This window comes from Micromonospora peucetia (assembly GCF_900091625.1).
In the GTDB taxonomy this organism is placed as follows: Bacteria; Actinomycetota; Actinomycetes; order Mycobacteriales; family Micromonosporaceae; genus Micromonospora; species Micromonospora peucetia.
The window spans coordinates 967532-983214 of the sequence record NZ_FMIC01000002.1 but is presented as its reverse complement, the minus strand read 5'-3'; the positions used below and the strand labels follow the sequence as shown (position 1 = coordinate 983214).

General features: G+C 70.7%; 14 protein-coding genes, 1 tRNA gene and 1 other RNA gene. 13 read left to right on the top strand and 3 right to left on the bottom strand.

Annotated elements, in window-relative coordinates; all coding sequences use genetic code 11:
- The first annotated feature begins 55 nt into the window (after positions 1-55).
- From GA0070608_RS04660 to GA0070608_RS04615, 10 genes are all read left to right on the top strand, one after another.
- Positions 56-1264: an RNA-guided endonuclease InsQ/TnpB family protein gene (locus tag GA0070608_RS04660; RefSeq protein WP_091622252.1), complete on the top strand. Its 1209-nt coding sequence runs from the start codon at positions 56-58 to the stop codon at positions 1262-1264.
- Between the two features lie 369 nt (positions 1265-1633).
- Positions 1634-3262: an L-glutamate gamma-semialdehyde dehydrogenase gene (gene pruA, locus GA0070608_RS04655; RefSeq protein ID WP_091622249.1), complete on the top strand. Its 1629-nt coding sequence runs from the start codon at positions 1634-1636 to the stop codon at positions 3260-3262.
- Positions 3263-3473: 211 nt separating this feature from the next.
- Complete coding sequence (locus GA0070608_RS04650; RefSeq protein ID WP_091622246.1) at positions 3474-3989, top strand: PadR family transcriptional regulator; 516 nt, start codon at positions 3474-3476, stop codon at positions 3987-3989.
- Between the two features lie 202 nt (positions 3990-4191).
- Positions 4192-5313, top strand: coding sequence for a peptide chain release factor 2 (prfB, locus tag GA0070608_RS04645; protein ID WP_091622241.1), 1122 nt, complete (start codon positions 4192-4194; stop codon positions 5311-5313).
- Positions 5314-5431: 118 nt separating this feature from the next.
- On the top strand, positions 5432-6112 hold the full coding sequence (gene ftsE / locus GA0070608_RS04640) for a cell division ATP-binding protein FtsE (RefSeq protein ID WP_091622236.1): 681 nt from the start codon (positions 5432-5434) through the stop codon (positions 6110-6112).
- 65 nt (positions 6113-6177) lie between these two features.
- Positions 6178-7053 carry a permease-like cell division protein FtsX gene (ftsX, locus tag GA0070608_RS04635; protein ID WP_091622231.1) on the top strand — a complete coding sequence of 292 codons (876 nt, stop codon included), beginning with the start codon at positions 6178-6180 and terminating at the stop codon, positions 7051-7053.
- A gap of 136 nt (positions 7054-7189) precedes the next feature.
- A complete protein-coding gene (smpB, locus tag GA0070608_RS04630; RefSeq protein ID WP_091634277.1) occupies positions 7190-7669 on the top strand; it encodes an SsrA-binding protein SmpB in 480 nt (159 codons plus the stop codon).
- A 105-nt stretch (positions 7670-7774) separates the two neighbouring features.
- Positions 7775-8150, top strand: a transfer-messenger RNA (tmRNA) gene (ssrA, locus tag GA0070608_RS04625).
- Between the two features lie 255 nt (positions 8151-8405).
- On the top strand, positions 8406-8894 hold the full coding sequence (locus GA0070608_RS04620) for a hypothetical protein (protein ID WP_245715693.1): 489 nt from the start codon (positions 8406-8408) through the stop codon (positions 8892-8894).
- A gap of 39 nt (positions 8895-8933) precedes the next feature.
- Positions 8934-9914 (top strand): hypothetical protein, encoded by a 981-nt coding sequence (locus tag GA0070608_RS04615; protein WP_091622227.1) that lies wholly within the window; start codon positions 8934-8936, stop codon positions 9912-9914.
- Between the two features lie 53 nt (positions 9915-9967).
- Here the strand turns inward: GA0070608_RS04615 and mdlC are convergent, their stop codons facing one another.
- Complete coding sequence (gene mdlC, locus GA0070608_RS04610) at positions 9968-11563, bottom strand: benzoylformate decarboxylase (protein WP_091622223.1); 1596 nt, start codon at positions 11561-11563, stop codon at positions 9968-9970.
- 125 nt (positions 11564-11688) lie between these two features.
- On the bottom strand, positions 11689-12492 hold the full coding sequence (locus GA0070608_RS04605; RefSeq protein ID WP_091622219.1) for an S-methyl-5'-thioadenosine phosphorylase: 804 nt from the start codon (positions 12490-12492) through the stop codon (positions 11689-11691).
- A gap of 152 nt (positions 12493-12644) precedes the next feature.
- On the opposite strand from GA0070608_RS04605, the gene GA0070608_RS04600 reads away from it, so the two are divergent.
- Together GA0070608_RS04600 and GA0070608_RS04595 are read left to right on the top strand one after the other, a co-directional pair.
- Positions 12645-13235, top strand: coding sequence for a YqgE/AlgH family protein (locus GA0070608_RS04600; RefSeq protein WP_091634271.1), 591 nt, complete (start codon positions 12645-12647; stop codon positions 13233-13235).
- Between the two features lie 87 nt (positions 13236-13322).
- Positions 13323-13395: transfer RNA gene (locus tag GA0070608_RS04595), tRNA-Ala, on the top strand.
- A 201-nt stretch (positions 13396-13596) separates the two neighbouring features.
- Here GA0070608_RS04595 and mgrA read toward each other — a convergent pair.
- On the bottom strand, positions 13597-14604 hold the full coding sequence (gene mgrA / locus GA0070608_RS04590) for an L-glyceraldehyde 3-phosphate reductase (RefSeq protein ID WP_281185815.1): 1008 nt from the start codon (positions 14602-14604) through the stop codon (positions 13597-13599).
- A 79-nt stretch (positions 14605-14683) separates the two neighbouring features.
- Between mgrA and GA0070608_RS04585 the strand changes: the two genes are divergently transcribed.
- Positions 14684-15652: an aldo/keto reductase gene (locus tag GA0070608_RS04585; protein ID WP_091622216.1), complete on the top strand. Its 969-nt coding sequence runs from the start codon at positions 14684-14686 to the stop codon at positions 15650-15652.
- The last annotated feature ends 31 nt before the right edge of the window (positions 15653-15683 follow it).

The following is a 15683-nucleotide window of genomic DNA, read 5'->3' as shown; positions in this document are numbered from 1 at the left end:
CGTCCAGCCGCGTGTCACTGCAAGGTTCAATTGTTGGCCGGCTAGCTTGTGAGTCATGGTCAGTCGTGCGGTGAAGCGGGCGTTCAAGTACCGCTTCCACCCGAGCGACGCGCAGGCGGCGGAGCTCACGCGGACGTTCGGGTGTGTCCGGCTGGTCTACAACATGGCGTTGCAGGCGCGTACCGAGGCGTGGACGCTGCGCCAGGAACGGGTCACCTACAACGCGACGAGTGCGCTGCTGACCGGGTGGAAGAAGACCGACGGGCTGGCGTTCCTCAACGAGGTGTCGTCCGTGCCGTTGCAGCAGGCGCTGCGGCACCTGCAGGCAGCGTTCACCAATTTCTTCGCCAAACGCGCCAAATATCCGACGTTCAAGAGCAGGAAGAAGTCGCGGCGGTCGGCGGAGTACACCACCAGCGCGTTCCGCTGGCGTGACGGCAAGCTCACCCTGGCGAAAATGGACCAGCCTCTCGACATCGTGTGGTCGCGTCCGCTGCCCGACAGCGCGACCCCGTCCACGGTGACGGTGACGCAGGACGCGGCCGGGCGCTGGTTTGTGTCGCTGCTCTGCGACGACGTGATCGAACAGACCCCAGCGTCCGGTCAGGTCGGCATCGACGCTGGCTTGGACAGTCTGCTCACCCTGTCGACCGGGGAGAAGATCACCAACCCGCGTCACGAACGCCGGGACCGGGAACGACTGGCCCGCGCGCAGCGGGACCTGGCCCGCAAGGAGAAGGGCTCGGCGAACCGGGCCAAAGCCCGACTCAAGGTCGCCCGCGTCCACGCCCGCATCGCCGACCGTAGGCGGGATCACCTGCACAAACTGACCACTCGACTCGTTCGTGAAACCCAAACGATCGTGATCGAGGACCTGACCGTCCGTAACATGGTCAAGAACCACAGCTTGGCTCGCGCGATCAGCGACGCGGCCTGGCGGCAGTTCCGCACCCTGCTCGAATACAAGACCGACTGGTACGGCCGGAACCTGGTGGTCGTGGACCGCTGGTTCCCCAGCTCGAGACTGTGCTCGACGTGTGGTGCCCATGCTGAGCGGATACCGCTGAACGTACGGTCGTGGACGTGCCGGTGCGGCACCGTCCACGACCGCGACGTCAACGCCGCCCGTAACATTCTGGCCGCCGGGCTGGCGGTGACCGCCTGTGGAGACGGTGTAAGACCTCAACGGGGGAACCTCCGTTCGGGGCGGCCGTCGGTGAAGCAGGAACACCCGAGGGCAACCACGGGAATCCCCGTCCTTTAGGACGGGGAGGATGTCAACGTCTTCCCTCCGACGCCCCGGCCCCGGTGGGCCGGCAGTTCACCGGCCACCCAGCGTACGCGTCCACCACCCTCACCCCCCGTCGCCCGCCCCTCCGGCTGCCGATCAAGAGCCTTGCGTCGACGAGCCCCGCCACGTCCGGCCGCACGTCTCTTGATCGCCGAACCGGGGCGGGGAGGAGCGGGGACAGGGGCATGCGTGGGCGAGCGGGGGTGGGGGTGGGGCGTGGAAGAATCGGGGCAGGTCCCGCTGCCGCGACCGGTCAACCCGGCGTGGCGCCCGGCACCGGTCGTCCGGCCGATGCCCGCGGGGCCGGTTTCGCCACCGCTGTCGAGATCGCCAGGAGCCCTGATGGACGCCGTGTTCTCCGTACCCGAGCCGCACAACGAGCCGGTGCGCAACTACGAGCCGGGCAGTGCCGACCGGGAACGGCTCCAGCGGCGGCTGACCGAGCTGGCCGCCGAGCGGATCGACCTGCCGATGACCATCGCCGGTGAGCAGCGGATGGCCGGCGGCGAGTCGATCGACGTGGTGCAGCCGCACAAGCACGCGCACGTGCTCGGGGTCACCGCACACGCCACCCACGACGACGCCCGCGCCGCGGTGAAGGCCGCCAAGGACGCGGCCCCGATGTGGCGGGCCCTGCCGTTCGAGGAGCGCGCCGCGATCTTCCTGCGCGCCGCCGAGCTGCTCGCCGGCCCCTGGCGGGACACCCTGAACGCGGCCACGATGCTCGGCCAGTCGAAGACGGCGATCCAGGCCGAGATCGACGCGGCCTGCGAGTTCATCGACTTTCTCCGGTTCAACGTGCACTTCGCGCGGGAGCTGCTGGAGGCGCAGCCGATGTCGTCGCCGGGGGTGTGGAACCGCTTCGACCACCGCCCGCTGGAGGGCTTCGTCTACGCGGTCACCCCGTTCAACTTCACGGCCATCGCCGGCAACCTGCCCTCGGCGCCGGCCCTGCTCGGCAACACGGTGGTCTGGAAGCCGGGGCCGACCCAGCAGTTCGCCGCGCACTTCACCATGCGGCTGTTCGAGGCGGCCGGCCTGCCCCCTGGCGTGATCAACATGGTCACCGGGCGCGGCGAGGAGGTCTCCGACGTCGTGCTCGCCGACGCGGACCTGGCAGGCATCCACTTCACCGGCTCCACCAAGGTCTTCCAGCAGCTGTGGCGGACCGTCGGCGACAACATCTCCCGCTATCGGGGCTACCCCCGGCTGGTCGGCGAGACCGGCGGCAAGGACTTCGTCGTCGCGCACTCCAGCGCCGACGTCGACGCCCTGCACACCGCCCTGATCCGCGGCGCCTACGAATACCAGGGCCAGAAGTGCTCGGCGGCGTCCCGGGCGTACGTCCCGCGCTCGCTGTGGGAGGGTGGGTTGCGCGACCGGCTGGCCGCCACCGCGGAGTCCCTCACCTACGGCGACGTCACCGACTTCGGCAACTTCGGCGGCGCGGTGATCGACGCCAGGGCGTTCGACCGGCACACGGCCGCGCTGGAGCTGATCTCCGGCGACGACGCCTGCCGGGTCCTCGCCGGCGGCACCGCCGACGACTCCGTCGGCTGGTTCGTCCGGCCAACCCTCTTCGAGTGCACCGACGCGGCGCACGAGACATTCACCACCGAGTACTTCGGGCCGATCCTCGGCGTGCACGTCTTCGACGACGGCCGTTTCGACGACGTGGTCGGCCAGGCCGAGTCGATCGCGCCGTATGCCCTGACCGGGGCGATCTTCGCGACGGACCGCCGGGTGGTCGAGGCGGTGGCCGAGAAGATGCGGTACGCCGCCGGCAACTTCTACATCAACGACAAGCCGACCGGCGCGGTGGTCGGGCAGCAGCCCTTCGGGGGCGCCCGGGCCAGCGGCACCAACGACAAGGCCGGCTCCTGGCACAACCTCGTCCGGTGGATGTCCCCCCGGACGATCAAGGAGACCTTCGTCCCGCCGACCGACCACACCTACCCCCACATGAGCTGAGGCGTGAGGAAGGGCCCCTGCCTATCGTTTTCGGATAGGCAGGGGCCCTTCCTCACTGTGGGAGCTGGGTAGCCGACGGTGACCTCTCCGCGGGCTGTCCCCCGTCTCCCCGACGGACTGTCTCGCGCCGACAGTGCACATAGGAAGCCGACCGGGTGGTGAAAACGCCAAATCCTAGACGCCGCGTCGGCAAAGTGGCAGCGTGAGGGGCATGGCGGAATCCGGAGTCAACCCAACGGCGGCGGCCCTGCTCGGGCTGCTCCACGAGGGCCCCATGACAGGTGGCCAGTTGATGGCCGCCGCCGAGCGCCGACTGGCGCCGTACTGGTCGATGACCCGCAGTCAGGTCTACCGCGAGCTGCCGGTGCTGGCCGAGCGCGGCTTCGTCCGGATGGGCAAGCCCGGCCCGCGCTCCAGCCAGCCGTACGCGATCACCGCATCGGGAAAACGGACATTTTCCCGCTGGCTGGCGGAGGAGCCGGGGCGGGACACCATCCGCAACCCGATCGCCCTGCGGATCGCCTTCGGTGACCTGCACTCGGCCAGCCAGCTCAAGAACCTCCAGGCCGCGGCCAACGAATACCACACCGAGGCCCTGGCCAAGGTCCGGGAACAGGTCAAGAACGCCAAGAAGGAGGGCGACACGTACGACGCCAGCGCGCTGGAGTTCGCCGTCGCCTACCACAAGGCCGCCCTGTCCTGGCTGAAGAGCGCCCCGGTCGGCTGATCGGCGGCACCCCGCAGGCCCGCTGCTCGCACGGGCGGCATCTTTTTGGCTCGTGACTGCGGGGCTCGCAGGCCCGCTGCTCGCACGGGCTGGATCTTTTTGGCTCGTGACTGCGGGCTCGCAGCCGCTGCTCGCACGGCTGGATCTTTTGGCTCGTGACCGGCCAAGCTCACTCCTCGCACGAGCAGTACCCTTGTCTGTCGTGACCGCTGCCGATTACGCCGAACAGCTCAAGGCCCTCGACGCCACCCTGCGCAACATCGAGGCGGTGCTCGACATCGACCGGCTGCGCGAGGAGAAGGACCGCCTGGAGCAGGAGGCCTCCGCGCCCGACCTGTGGGACGACCAGGCGAAGGCACAGCAGGTGACCTCGCAGTTGTCGTACGTCAATGGCGAGATCAGCAAGCTCGGCAGCCTCCGCTCCGGGCTCGACGACGCCAAGGTGCTGCTGGAACTGGCCGAGGCGGAGTCCGACCCGGGGGTGCTCGCCGAGGTCGAGACGGAGATCTCCGGGCTGGGCAAGGCCATCGAGGAGATGGAGGTCCGCACCCTGCTCTCCGGCGAGTACGACTCCCGGGAGGCGCTGGTCGCCATCCGGGCCGGCGCCGGCGGCGTGGACGCGGCGGACTTCGCGGAGATGCTGCTGCGGATGTACCTGCGTTGGGCGGAGCGGCACGGCTACCCGACGGAGGTCTACGAGACCTCCTACGCGGAGGAGGCGGGCCTCAAGTCGGCCACCTTCACGGTCAAGGTGCCCTACGCGTACGGCACACTCAGCGTCGAGTCGGGCACCCACCGGCTGGTCCGGATCAGCCCCTTCGACAACCAGGGTCGCCGGCAGACCAGCTTCGCCGGCGTCGAGGTGCTGCCGGTGGTGGAACAGACCGACAGCATCGAGATCCCCGAGAACGAGATGCGGGTCGACGTCTACCGCTCGTCGGGTCCGGGTGGGCAGAGCGTGAACACCACCGACTCGGCCGTGCGGCTCACGCACATCCCGACCGGCATCGTGGTCACCTGCCAGAACGAGAAGTCGCAGTTGCAGAACAAGGCGTCCGCGCTGCGGGTGCTCCAGGCCCGGCTGCTGGAGCGCAAGCGCCAGGAGGAGCAGGCCAAGCTCCAGGGCCTCAAGACCGACGCCGCCGGCTCGTGGGGCGACCAGATGCGTTCGTACGTCCTGCACCCGTACCAGATGGTGAAGGATCTCCGGACCGAGCAGGAGACGGGCAACCCGACCGCGGTCTTCGACGGCGACCTGGACAAGTTCCTCCAGGCGGGCATCCGGTGGCGTAAGCAGCGGCAGCTTTCCGGCGACGCTGCGTGATCGACTGCGGGCGGAGCGCACCGTCGATCTCTCCGGTACGCCCGATTTGGAAGACGCGACGCGCAACGGCGGGGCGCGGGGCTTGGCTCCCCGGTTACACCGCGTAGACTCACCACCCGTGATTCAGCTTGAGCAAGTGACGAAGACGTACCCGAAGGCGTCCCGGCCTTCGCTCGACAACGTGTCCGTCTCGATCGAGAAGGGTGAGTTCGTCTTCTTCATCGGTCCATCCGGCTCCGGCAAGTCCACCATCATCAAGTTGCTGCTGCACGAGGTCGCCCCCAACAAGGGCCGGGTCGTCGTCAACAGCAAGGACGTCACGTCGATGCGTTCCTGGAAGCGACCCCACTTCCGGCGTTCCATCGGCTGCGTGTTCCAGGACTTCCGGCTGCTGCCGAACCGCACCGCGTACGAGAACGTGGCGTTCGCCCTCGAGGTGATCGGCAAGACCAAGGCGGTCGCCCGCCGGGTCGTGCCGGAGGTGCTGGAGCTGGTCGGGCTCGGCGGCAAGGAGCATCGCTACCCGCACGAGCTCTCCGGTGGTGAGCAGCAGCGGGTCGCCGTCGCCCGGGCGTTCGTGAACCGTCCGCTGATCCTGCTGGCGGACGAGCCGACCGGAAACCTGGACCCGGACACCTCGATCGAGATCATGCGCCTGCTGGACCGGATCAACCGCACCGGCACGACCGTCGTGATGGTCACGCACGACTCCAACATCGTGAACCAGATGCGTCGCCGCGTCATCGAAATCGAGAGTGGCCGCATCGTGCGCGACCAGGCCCGCGGCGTCTACGGCTGAGCCGACGCCACCCCTGCGCAGCCTGACGACGAACACCTCATGCCGGAGAGCCGGAGGAAAACCCGATGCGCGTGAAATACGTCCTGTCCGAGGTACTGGTCGGACTGTGGCGCAACGTGACCATGACCATCGCGATGATCATCACGATGGCGGTCTCGCTGACCATGCTCGGCGCCAGCGGTCTCATGTACCGCCAGGTCGACGACATGAAGGACCTCTACTACAAGAACATCCAGGTCTCGATCTTCCTCACCCAGGAGGCGACCCCCGAGCAGCGTGTCGCCCTGGAGGAGAAGCTGAAGGGCGACACGCTGGTCAAGGAGGTCATCTACGTCGACAAGGAGGAGGCGTACAAGCGCTTCCAGGAGATGTTCCAGGACGCGCCTGACCTGCTCAGCGCCGTCAAGGCGGACAGCCTGCCCGAGTCGTTCCGGCTCACGCTGAACAACCCGGAGCAGTACAAGAGCATCTACGACCAGTACAAGGACACCGAGGGGGTCGACGAGATCGTCGACCAGAGCCGGCTACTGGACAAGATCTTCGACATCCTCACCGCGATCCAGAACATCGCCCTGGCCGCCGCGATCGTGATGGCCGTCGCCGCGCTGCTCCTGGTCGCGAACACGATTCAGGTGGCCGCGTACAGCAAGCGGCGTGAGGTCGCGGTCATGAAGCTGGTCGGTGCGTCGAACTGGTTCATCCAGGCACCGTTCGTGCTGGAGGCCGTGGTCGCCGGCCTGATCGGCTCGCTGCTCGGTCTGGCGGCTCTTGTCGCGGCGAAGTACCTGCTGTTCGACGGGTCGCTCCAGGCACTTCAGGGCCTGCTCTCCCCGATCGGTTGGGGCGACATCCTGGTGATGTTCCCGCTGATGGCCGGCGTCGGTGGTCTGGTCAGCGCGGGTACCGCCTGGGTCACGCTCCGCTTCTACCTGCGGGTCTGACGCCCGTACGGCTCGACAAGGGCCCTTCCGCGCCAGGAATAAACGGCGCGGGAGGGCCCTTGTCGTTCGGGTAGCATGATCTCCGCTCCGCGGCCGGTCACGTCCGGCGCGGATCACCGGAAAGGGGGTGGCGCCGATGCCACGGGAAAAGGGACGCAAGGTCGTCGCCTCCAACAAGAAGGCCCGGCACGACTACTCGATCCTCGACACGTACGAGGCGGGCATGGCGTTGACCGGCACCGAGGTCAAGTCGTTGCGGGCCGGGCGCGCGTCGCTGGTCGACGCGTTCGCGCAGGAGCGCAACGGCGAGCTCTACCTGCACGGGATGCACATCCCGGAATACACGCAGGGCACGTGGACCAACCACGAGCCCCGGCGGACCCGCAAGCTGCTGCTCAACCGGACGGAGATCGACCGGCTGCTCGGCAAGACCCGCGAGGGCGGCCTGACCATGGTGCCGTTGCAGGTCTACTTCTCCGACGGCTGGGCGAAGGTGGAGATCGCCCTGGCCAAGGGCAAGAAGTCGTACGACAAGCGGCAGGACCTCGCCAAGCGGGACGCGGACCGGGAGATCGCCCGGGCCCACGGCCGGCGCGGCAAGGGGATGGATGACTGATCTGCCGCTTTTGTCCGGGTCGGCGCAGCCGACTCGGGCCTCGGGATGAAACCCGTTGCGGCAGGCGTTAGTCTTGTCAGTGCCGCCACATCGGCGGCCTGTCGAGGGGGTGACTGGTTTCGACTTCGTACGCAGCGACAGGGGAAGCGAGCCGAGGAAGCCGACGTCGTCTCGAGAATCGGTCGTCGGAAACTTATAAGCGCCAAGAACAATCGCGCTGACTTCGCTCTCGCCGCCTGAGGCGAGTAGCTGAGTCTGTCGGCCTGGGAACGCCTTCGTCCCAATAGCCGGCATCAGTTAGAGGGCTGGCCAACCGGACCCGGTCGCGGGGTCCGTGCGGCGAGATTAATCAGCGACTGGGCCCGTCACACCAACTCGCTCGCGTGAGCGGTGGGGCCGAGTAGAGGCACAGCGAGCTGCGCTCGGAGAAGCCCTGACAAACCGGCGAAGGACCCGGGTTCGATTCCCGGCACCTCCACCACCAGACGATGCGCCCCGGTCCACCGGACCGGGGCGCATCGTCGTCTCCGGCGCCGGTCGTCCGGCCTGCGGGTAGCGGGTCCGGGCGGGGCGTTTCCACAGCCGGGTGGACCTGCGAAATCCTCGTGCGCGACAACTCGGCCTCCGGGGCCGCTGGGTCACCCGGGACAGGCGGGTCAGCTGGGACGGATGAGGCGCCCTCCGCCTCTGGACAGGGCGGACGCGGCGGGTCCACCATCGCTGTACGCGGTCAGACGTGACGCGGGAGGTGCCCATGGTCTCCGGTCCGATCCAGCAGCCCCCCACCCTTCCCGGCGGGCTCCGGCCGTCCGCCGCGCGCCGGCCCCCCACCACCCCGCTCGGGGACCTGCACCCGCTCACCCGTGCTCTGGCCGTCGCGCCGGCCGAACCGCGTTGGCGGGAACACGTCCTCGGCGGGCTGGGCCCCGTGCGGCAGGGCTTCGCGGAGCACGTCCGGACCACCGAGGGGCCCGCCGGCCTCTACGCCGAACTGCTCGGCCAGGCGCCACGGCTGGCCCGCGGGGTACGGCTGCTGGCCCGGGAGCACGCCGCCATCACCGCCGCGCTGGCCGCCCTCCAGCAGGCGGCGGAGTTGCCGGACGCACCGGTCGACGACCTCCTCGCCCGGGCGGCGCACCTGCTGCGGGTCCTCGCCCGGCACCGGCAGCGCGGCGCGGACCTGCTCTGGGAGGCGTACGAGACGGATCTGGGCGGGGAGACCTGAGCCCGGGAACCGGCGTGCGGGTGCCGGCGTCCAACCGATATGCGTCGTACCGCCGCCCTGCTGGGCCTTCCGCTCTTGATGATCGTCGCCGGGTGCGCGTCGGCCGGCTCCGATCCGACCGTCGACCCGGCCGACTCCGACCCGCGGCGGGACGCCTTCGCCCAGCGGGCAACCGAGGTGGCCGGGGCGTGGCGACCGGCGCCCGCGTGGGCGACCGGATACGTGCCGATGCAGGACGCCACGGTGCTCCTCGGTGATCCGGGCTTCACCGAGGAGACCAAGACCGCCTTCCTCAGCGGCTGGTACCGCGACCAGATCGACCTGCCCGCCGCGAAACCCGCCGACGGCACCATCCGGTTCCCGGACGGCACGCTCACCGTTCCGCTGGTCAGCGCCGCCGACGCGTACGGGCAGCTCGACCAAGGGGACCCGCCGCCCTGCGACGGCCGCCCGAAGGGCCCCGCCGGGCCGAAGTTCCCCGGTGGCGCCAGACCGGGTGGCCCCACCATCGAGCCGGGACCCGACGGCCCGGTGAGCAGCAGCGCCCCGCAGACCGCCTGCGTCCCGCTGACGGTCACGGCCGTGAAGCTGGGCACCGCACCGGTGCGTACCAGCCGGGGTGAGGCGCAGGTACCGGCGTGGCTGTTCACCGTCGAGGGGCTCGCCGCGCCGGTGGCCCGGGTCGCCGTGGCGCCGCAGGCCGTCACCGCCCCGCCCGAGCCGGCCGCGCCGGCGCAGCCGGCGCCCGAGGGCGTGGTCGGCGCGCAGGACGTCCAGTCGGTGGACGGCGCCGAGCTGACCTGGCGGCTCGGGGTGGGCAGCTGCGACACCGCGATCACGCCGCTGGTGCAGGAGCGCGACGACGTCGTGGTGGTCGGCGGCAGCGTGATCCCCTCCACCGGTGTGTGCAATGCGATGCTGAAGATCGAACCGGTCACCGCCACGCTGAAGGCGCCGCTGGGCGACCGGCCGGTCCTCGACGTGCTCACCGGCGCGCCGCTGCGACTCGCGGCGAGCTGACCAAGGTGGCGGCCACGGGGGCCGGGGCAGCCCGGTGCTGACCGGGCGGTGGCTCACAAAAGGCGGGGCACCTCGGTGCTGACCGGCACGGGCAGCACCGTCGGGCCGTCCGCCCGCAACCCGGCGGTCAGGGCCTCGGCGAACTGCTCCGGGGTCTGGGCGACGGTGGCCGCGCAGCCGTAGCCACGGGCGATGGCGGTGATGTCCAGCCCGGGCAGGTCCAGCCCGGGCACCCCCGGCGTGTCCTTGAAGTCGGCGAAGGCCTTCAGGATGGCGTACTGCTGGTTGACCGGCACCACGACGACCAGCGGCAGGCGCAGCCGCGCGGCGGTCCAGAGCGCCTGCACCGAGTAGTGGAACGAGCCGTCGCCGATCACCGCGACCACTGGTCGGCCCCGGCCGGTGTCGCGCTGCGCCAACGCGATGCCGACGGCTGCCGGCAGGCCGTACCCGAGACCACCGCTGGCCATCGTGAAGTACGACCCGGGACGGGTGCTGCGCAGCCGGCGGCGCAGCGCCGGCAGGTTGGACGGCGACTCCTGGACCAGGATCCCGTCGGCCGGCCAGTGCCGGGCCAGCACCGCGAAGAGCGCGTCCGGGGCCAGCGGCAGCCCGTCCGTCGGCGGGGACGGTTCGGGGCGTGCTGATGGCGCCGGGCGCTCCGCCTTCGGAAGCAGGTCGACCAGGGCGGCCAGGGTCAGACCGGCGTCGCCGAGCAGGCTGTCGCCCACCGGCGCCCGGGCCGCCTCGTCCGGGTCGTCGGTGACATGCAGCAGGCGGGCCCCGGCGGGCAGGTGGTCGCCCGGCACGTGCGGGTAGTAGCGGAACACCGGCGCCCCGACCACCAGCAGGGTGTCGTGCCCGTCCAGCGCCGCCGACAGCGGCCCGATCGCGAACGGGAGCACCCCCCGGAAGTGCGGGTGGTCCTCGGGGAAGGCGGCCCGCTCCGGCGCGGGCGCCGACCAGACCGGCGCGGCGAGCCGCTCCGCCAGCGCCACGGCCGCCGGCCAGCCGCCGGACCGGTCCACGGCCGCGCCGAGCACCACCGCGGGCGCGCGGCTGGCGGCCAGCACGGCGGCGAACTCGCGTAGCCGCCCCGGGTCGGGCGCGAACCGGGTGGCCACCGTCCGCACCTGTGGCGGCGGGTCGGCGGGCTGCGCCCAGTCGTCGAGGGGCAACGAGAGGAAGACCGGGCCGGCGGGCGGCTGCACCGCCGTCGCGTACGCCCGCATCAGTGCCGCCGGGACGTCCTGCGCGCGGACCGGCTCGTGGCTCCACTTCACGTACGGCTGGGGCAGTTCGGTGGCCCGCCGGCTGGTCAGCCTGGGCTCGATGAGCAGCATCTCCCGGGTCTGCTGGCCGGCGGTGACGATCAGCGGGGTCCGGTTGTGCCACGCGGTGACCAGGTTGCCCATGCCGTTGCCCGTGCCGGGGGCGGTGTGCAGGTTGACGTGTGCCGGCCGGCCGGTGGCCTGGGCGTAGCCGTCCGCCATGCCGACGGCCGACGCCTCGTGCAGGGCGAGCACGTAGTGGAAGTCGTCCGGGAAGTCCCGCAGGAACGGCTCCTCGGTGGAGCCCGGGTTGCCGAAGACGGTGGTCAGGCCGAGGGCACGGAGCAGGTCGTACGTGGTGTCGCGGACCGTTGCCATCGCCCCCCAATCTATCGGGGCGTCTCGGGCATCTCGGGCTTTTTGCCGCCCGCGCCGCCCCGCCCAGGTGTCAGGAAGGGCCCCTTCCTCTACCTGATGGATCGGAAGGCGCCCTTCCTCGCACCTCAGGGCAGGGTGAAGGGCAGGGGGATGCCGTCGAGTGCGTGTTCGCAGGGGCAGTCCCGTTCGGCCGGCAGCGCGGCGACGGCCTCCAGCAGCAGGCCCCGCAGCCGGTCGGTGTTCTCGCCGAAGACCCGGAACACCTCCTCGTGCGTCACCGCCTCGCCGCCTTCCACACCCGCGTCGAGGTCGGTGACCAGGGCGATCGAGGAGTAACAGAGGGCAAGTTCGCGGGCGAGCACCGCCTCCGGATGGCCCGTCATGTTGACCACCGTGCCGCCGATCGAGGCGTTCCACCGCGACTCGGCCCGGGTGGAGAAGCGCGGGCCCTCGACCACCACCACCGTCCCGCCGTCCACCGCCGGCACCTCCCGGTGGGCCGCGGCGGCGAGCAGCGTACGCCGGCCGACCGGGCAGTACGGGTCGGCGAAGGAGACGTGCACCGCGCCCCGGTCGTAGTAGGTCTGCACCCGCCCGCTGGTGCGGTCGACCAGTTGGTCCGGCACCACGAACGTGCCCGGGCCGAGTTCCGGCCGCAGGCCGCCCACGGCGCACGGGGCGAGCACCTGACGTACGCCGAGGGAGCGCAGCGCCCACAGGTTGGCCCGGTAGGGGATCAGGTGTGGCGGATAGCGGTGGTCCCGGCCGTGGCGGGGCAGGAACGCCACCCGCCGGCCGCCCACCTCAGCGATGGTGACGGCGTCGGACGGTGGCCCGTACGGCGTCTCCATTTCGTGTTCGGTCGCGCCGTCGAGCAGCGCGTAGAGCCCCGAACCGCCGATCACCGCGAGTTCCGCCGTGGCACCCATCGGTCCTCCCTCATGTCCATCGATCTATCGACCGTTAGACCTTAACCACCGCCCGGGGGGGCAGGCTATGGTGCCAGGCATGGCGTTCACAGCGTGGATGACTCCGGTGCCCCCGGGCGTCCCGGTCGGGTCGGTCTGACCGGGTGTCCGGCATGCAGGGAGAGGGGCAGGCGATCGGCGGACGGGCAACGGGGTCGATGACCGGACGGCTGCTGGTCGCGACGCCCGCGCTGAAGGACCCGAACTTCGACCGTACGGTGGTGCTGCTGGTGGCGCACGAGCCCGGCGGCGCCCTCGGCGTGGTGCTCAACCGGGCCACCGAGGTGCCGGTCGCCGACGTGCTCGGCGACTGGAGCGACCTGGCCCGCGACCCGGCGGTGCTCTTCGAGGGCGGCCCGGTGCAGCCCGACTCGGCGATCTGTCTGGCCCGGATGCGCCACCCGGTGCAGCGGCTCAAAGGGTTCCACCAGGTTTCCGGGGCGGTCGGCACCCTCGACCTCTCCGTCGAACCGGGACGGCTGCGGGAGGGCATCACCGGCATCCGGGTCTTCGCCGGCTACTCCGGCTGGGGCTCCGGGCAGTTGGAGCAGGAGATCGAGGACGGCTCGTGGTTCCTGCTGGACGCGCTCCCGGGCGATGCCTTCGTCGACCGGCCGGACGACCTGTGGCCGATGGTGCTGCGCCGCCAGGGCGGCATGATGGCTGCGGTCGCGTACTTCCCGCCGGACGTGGCGCTCAACTGAGCCGGGAGCGGGTGGGGCCCCGCGAGATGACCATGCGACGGGCCCTGTGTATAGTTCTGTCGTGCCCGGGCGACCGGGACGAGGCAAGGGGCCGTGGCGCAGCTGGTAGCGCACCACACTGGCAGTGTGGGGGTCAGGGGTTCGAGTCCCCTCGGCTCCACCCTTGCGAGAAGCCCTGGTGTGGGAGTAATTCCACACCAGGGCTTTCGTCATTCCCCGTCGGCCTCGCGGCGCCGGCCGCGCATGACCGGAATCGGGGGCCCGTCCCCCGCAAAAGTGGCGTTGTCGCCCATCCGGACTGTGCCTGATCGAGTCCAGCCAGGTTCAGGGCGTTCTTTCGGGCGTCGCCGTACGTGGACGTCTACTGACCGGCGTTCCCGAGGTGGCGCTCGATCTCGGCCAGTTCCTCGGCGGTGAGGTCGAGGTTGTCCAGGGCGGCGATGTTCGCTTCGAGTTGCGGCACGCTGCTCGCCCCGATGATCAGGCTGGTCATCCGCGGGTCGCGCAGCGCCCAGGCGAGCGCGAGCTGGGCCAGTGACTGGCCGCGCCGTTCGGCGACCGCGCCGAGTGCCCGGATGGTGGCCATCTTCTCCTCACCGAGGTCGCTCTCGTTGAGGAAGACGCTGGTGCGCACCCGGGAGTCCGCCGGGACGCCGTTCAGGTAGCGGTCGGTGAGCAGGCCCTGGGCGAGTGGGCTGTACGCGATGCAGCCCGCGCCGACCCGCTCCAGCGTGTCCAGCAGGCCGTCGTCCTCGGTCCAGCGGTTCAGCATCGAGTACGACGGCTGGTTGATCAGCAGCGGCGTACCCAGCTCGTGCAGGATCGCCGCGGCCCGCCCGGTCTGCTCCGAGTCGTAGTTGGAGATGCCGACGTAGCGTGCCTTGCCGGAGCGTACGGCGGCGTCGAGCGCGCCCATCGTCTCCTCCAGCGGGGTGTCCGGGTCGAAGCGGTGCGAGTAGAAGATGTCGACGTGGTCCAGCCCGAGGCGGCGCAGCGACTGGTCCAGCGAGGAGAGCAGGTACTTGCGGGAGCCCCACTCGCCGTACGGGCCGGGCCACATCAGATAGCCGGCCTTCGTGGAGACGACCAGCTCGTCCCGGTACGCCTTCAGATCGGTGGCGAGCATCCGGCCGAAGTTCTCCTCGGCGGAGCCCGGCGGCGGCCCGTAGTTGTTGGCCAGGTCGAAGTGGGTCACGCCGAGGTCGAAGGCGCGGCGGACGACGTCCCGCTGCCGCTCGTACGGCCGGTCCGGGCCGAAGTTGTGCCACAGCCCGAGCGAGATCGCCGGCAGCCGCAGCCCGCTGCGTCCGCTGCGCCGGTAGGTCATCTGGTCGTAGCGCTCATCCGCGGCGAGGTAGGTCACGGTCACCGACCCTATCCCCGTCGACCGTTGGGCGCGCGCGGCGAACGGGCGTGTGCGCAACGGACCCCGGGGTAGTTTCGGGACCATGCGTTTCGTCCCGATCGACACCCCGAAGCCCCTGTCCAAGATCGGTCTCGGCACCTGGCAGTTCGGGTCCAAGGAGTGGGGCTACGGCTCCGAGTACGAGCACCGGGCCGCCGACATCGTCCGGCGGGCCGTCGACCTCGGGATCACAGTCTTCGACACCGCCGAGCTGTACGGCTTCGGCCGCAGCGAGCGGATCCTCGGCGAGGCGCTCGGCGACGACCGGCAGAAGGTCGTGCTCGCCACCAAGATCTTTCCGATCCTGCCGGTCGCCCCGGTGGTGCAGCAGCGGGCGGTCGCCTCGGCTGCCCGGCTCGGCGTCACGCACCTCGACCTCTACCAGGTGCACCAGGCCAACCCGCTGGTCGCCGACCACACCACCATGCGCGGCATGCGCGCGTTGCAGGACGTCGGGCTGGTCGGCGAGGTCGGGGTCAGCAACTACAGCCTGCGCCGCTGGCAGGTCGCCGAGGCGGCGCTAGGCCGTCCGGTGCTGACCAACCAGGTCCGCTACAGCATGGTCGACCGCGGGCCCGAGCACGACCTGCTGCCGTACGCGAAGCAGGCCGGCCGGGTCGTCATCGCGTACAGCCCGCTCGCCCAGGGCTTCCTGTCCGGCCGGTACGACGCGAAGAACCCGCCGAGCGGGGCGGTACGCCGGGCCAACCCGTACTTCCTCCCGGAGAACCTGGAACGCGGCGCGACGCTCATCGAAACCCTGCGGCAGGTGGCCGACGCGCACGACGCCACCCCCAGCCAGATCGCCCTGGCCTACCTGCTGCGCCACCCGAACGTGCTGGCCATCCCCGGCGCGTCCGGCGTGGAACAGGTCGAACGCAACGCGGCTGCCGCCGACCTCGACCTCACCGACGACGAGTACGCCGCGCTCGCCGGCGCGGCCAGGGAGTTCCGCCCGATCACCGGGCTCGCGGCGGCGCCCCGCCTGCTGCGGGCCCGCACCGGCAGGTGACGACGGCCCGATCCCCCGCCTGAGCGCGGCG

Bases quoted from the DNA above. Each gene is read 5' to 3' on its own strand.
- GA0070608_RS04660 (WP_091622252.1), top strand. From the start codon at position 56: ATGGTCAGTCGTGCGGTGAAGCGGGCGTTCAAGTACCGCTTCCACCCG.
- pruA (WP_091622249.1), top strand. From the start codon at position 1,634: ATGGACGCCGTGTTCTCCGTACCCGAGCCGCACAACGAGCCGGTGCGC.
- GA0070608_RS04650 (WP_091622246.1), top strand. From the start codon at position 3,474: ATGGCGGAATCCGGAGTCAACCCAACGGCGGCGGCCCTGCTCGGGCTG.
- ftsX (WP_091622231.1), top strand. From the start codon at position 6,178: ATGCGCGTGAAATACGTCCTGTCCGAGGTACTGGTCGGACTGTGGCGC.
- smpB (WP_091634277.1), top strand. From the start codon at position 7,190: ATGCCACGGGAAAAGGGACGCAAGGTCGTCGCCTCCAACAAGAAGGCC.
- GA0070608_RS04615 (WP_091622227.1), top strand. From the start codon at position 8,934: ATGCGTCGTACCGCCGCCCTGCTGGGCCTTCCGCTCTTGATGATCGTC.
- mdlC (WP_091622223.1), bottom strand. From the start codon at position 11,563: ATGGCAACGGTCCGCGACACCACGTACGACCTGCTCCGTGCCCTCGGC.
- GA0070608_RS04605 (WP_091622219.1), bottom strand. From the start codon at position 12,492: ATGGGTGCCACGGCGGAACTCGCGGTGATCGGCGGTTCGGGGCTCTAC.
- GA0070608_RS04600 (WP_091634271.1), top strand. From the start codon at position 12,645: ATGCAGGGAGAGGGGCAGGCGATCGGCGGACGGGCAACGGGGTCGATG.
- GA0070608_RS04585 (WP_091622216.1), top strand. From the start codon at position 14,684: ATGCGTTTCGTCCCGATCGACACCCCGAAGCCCCTGTCCAAGATCGGT.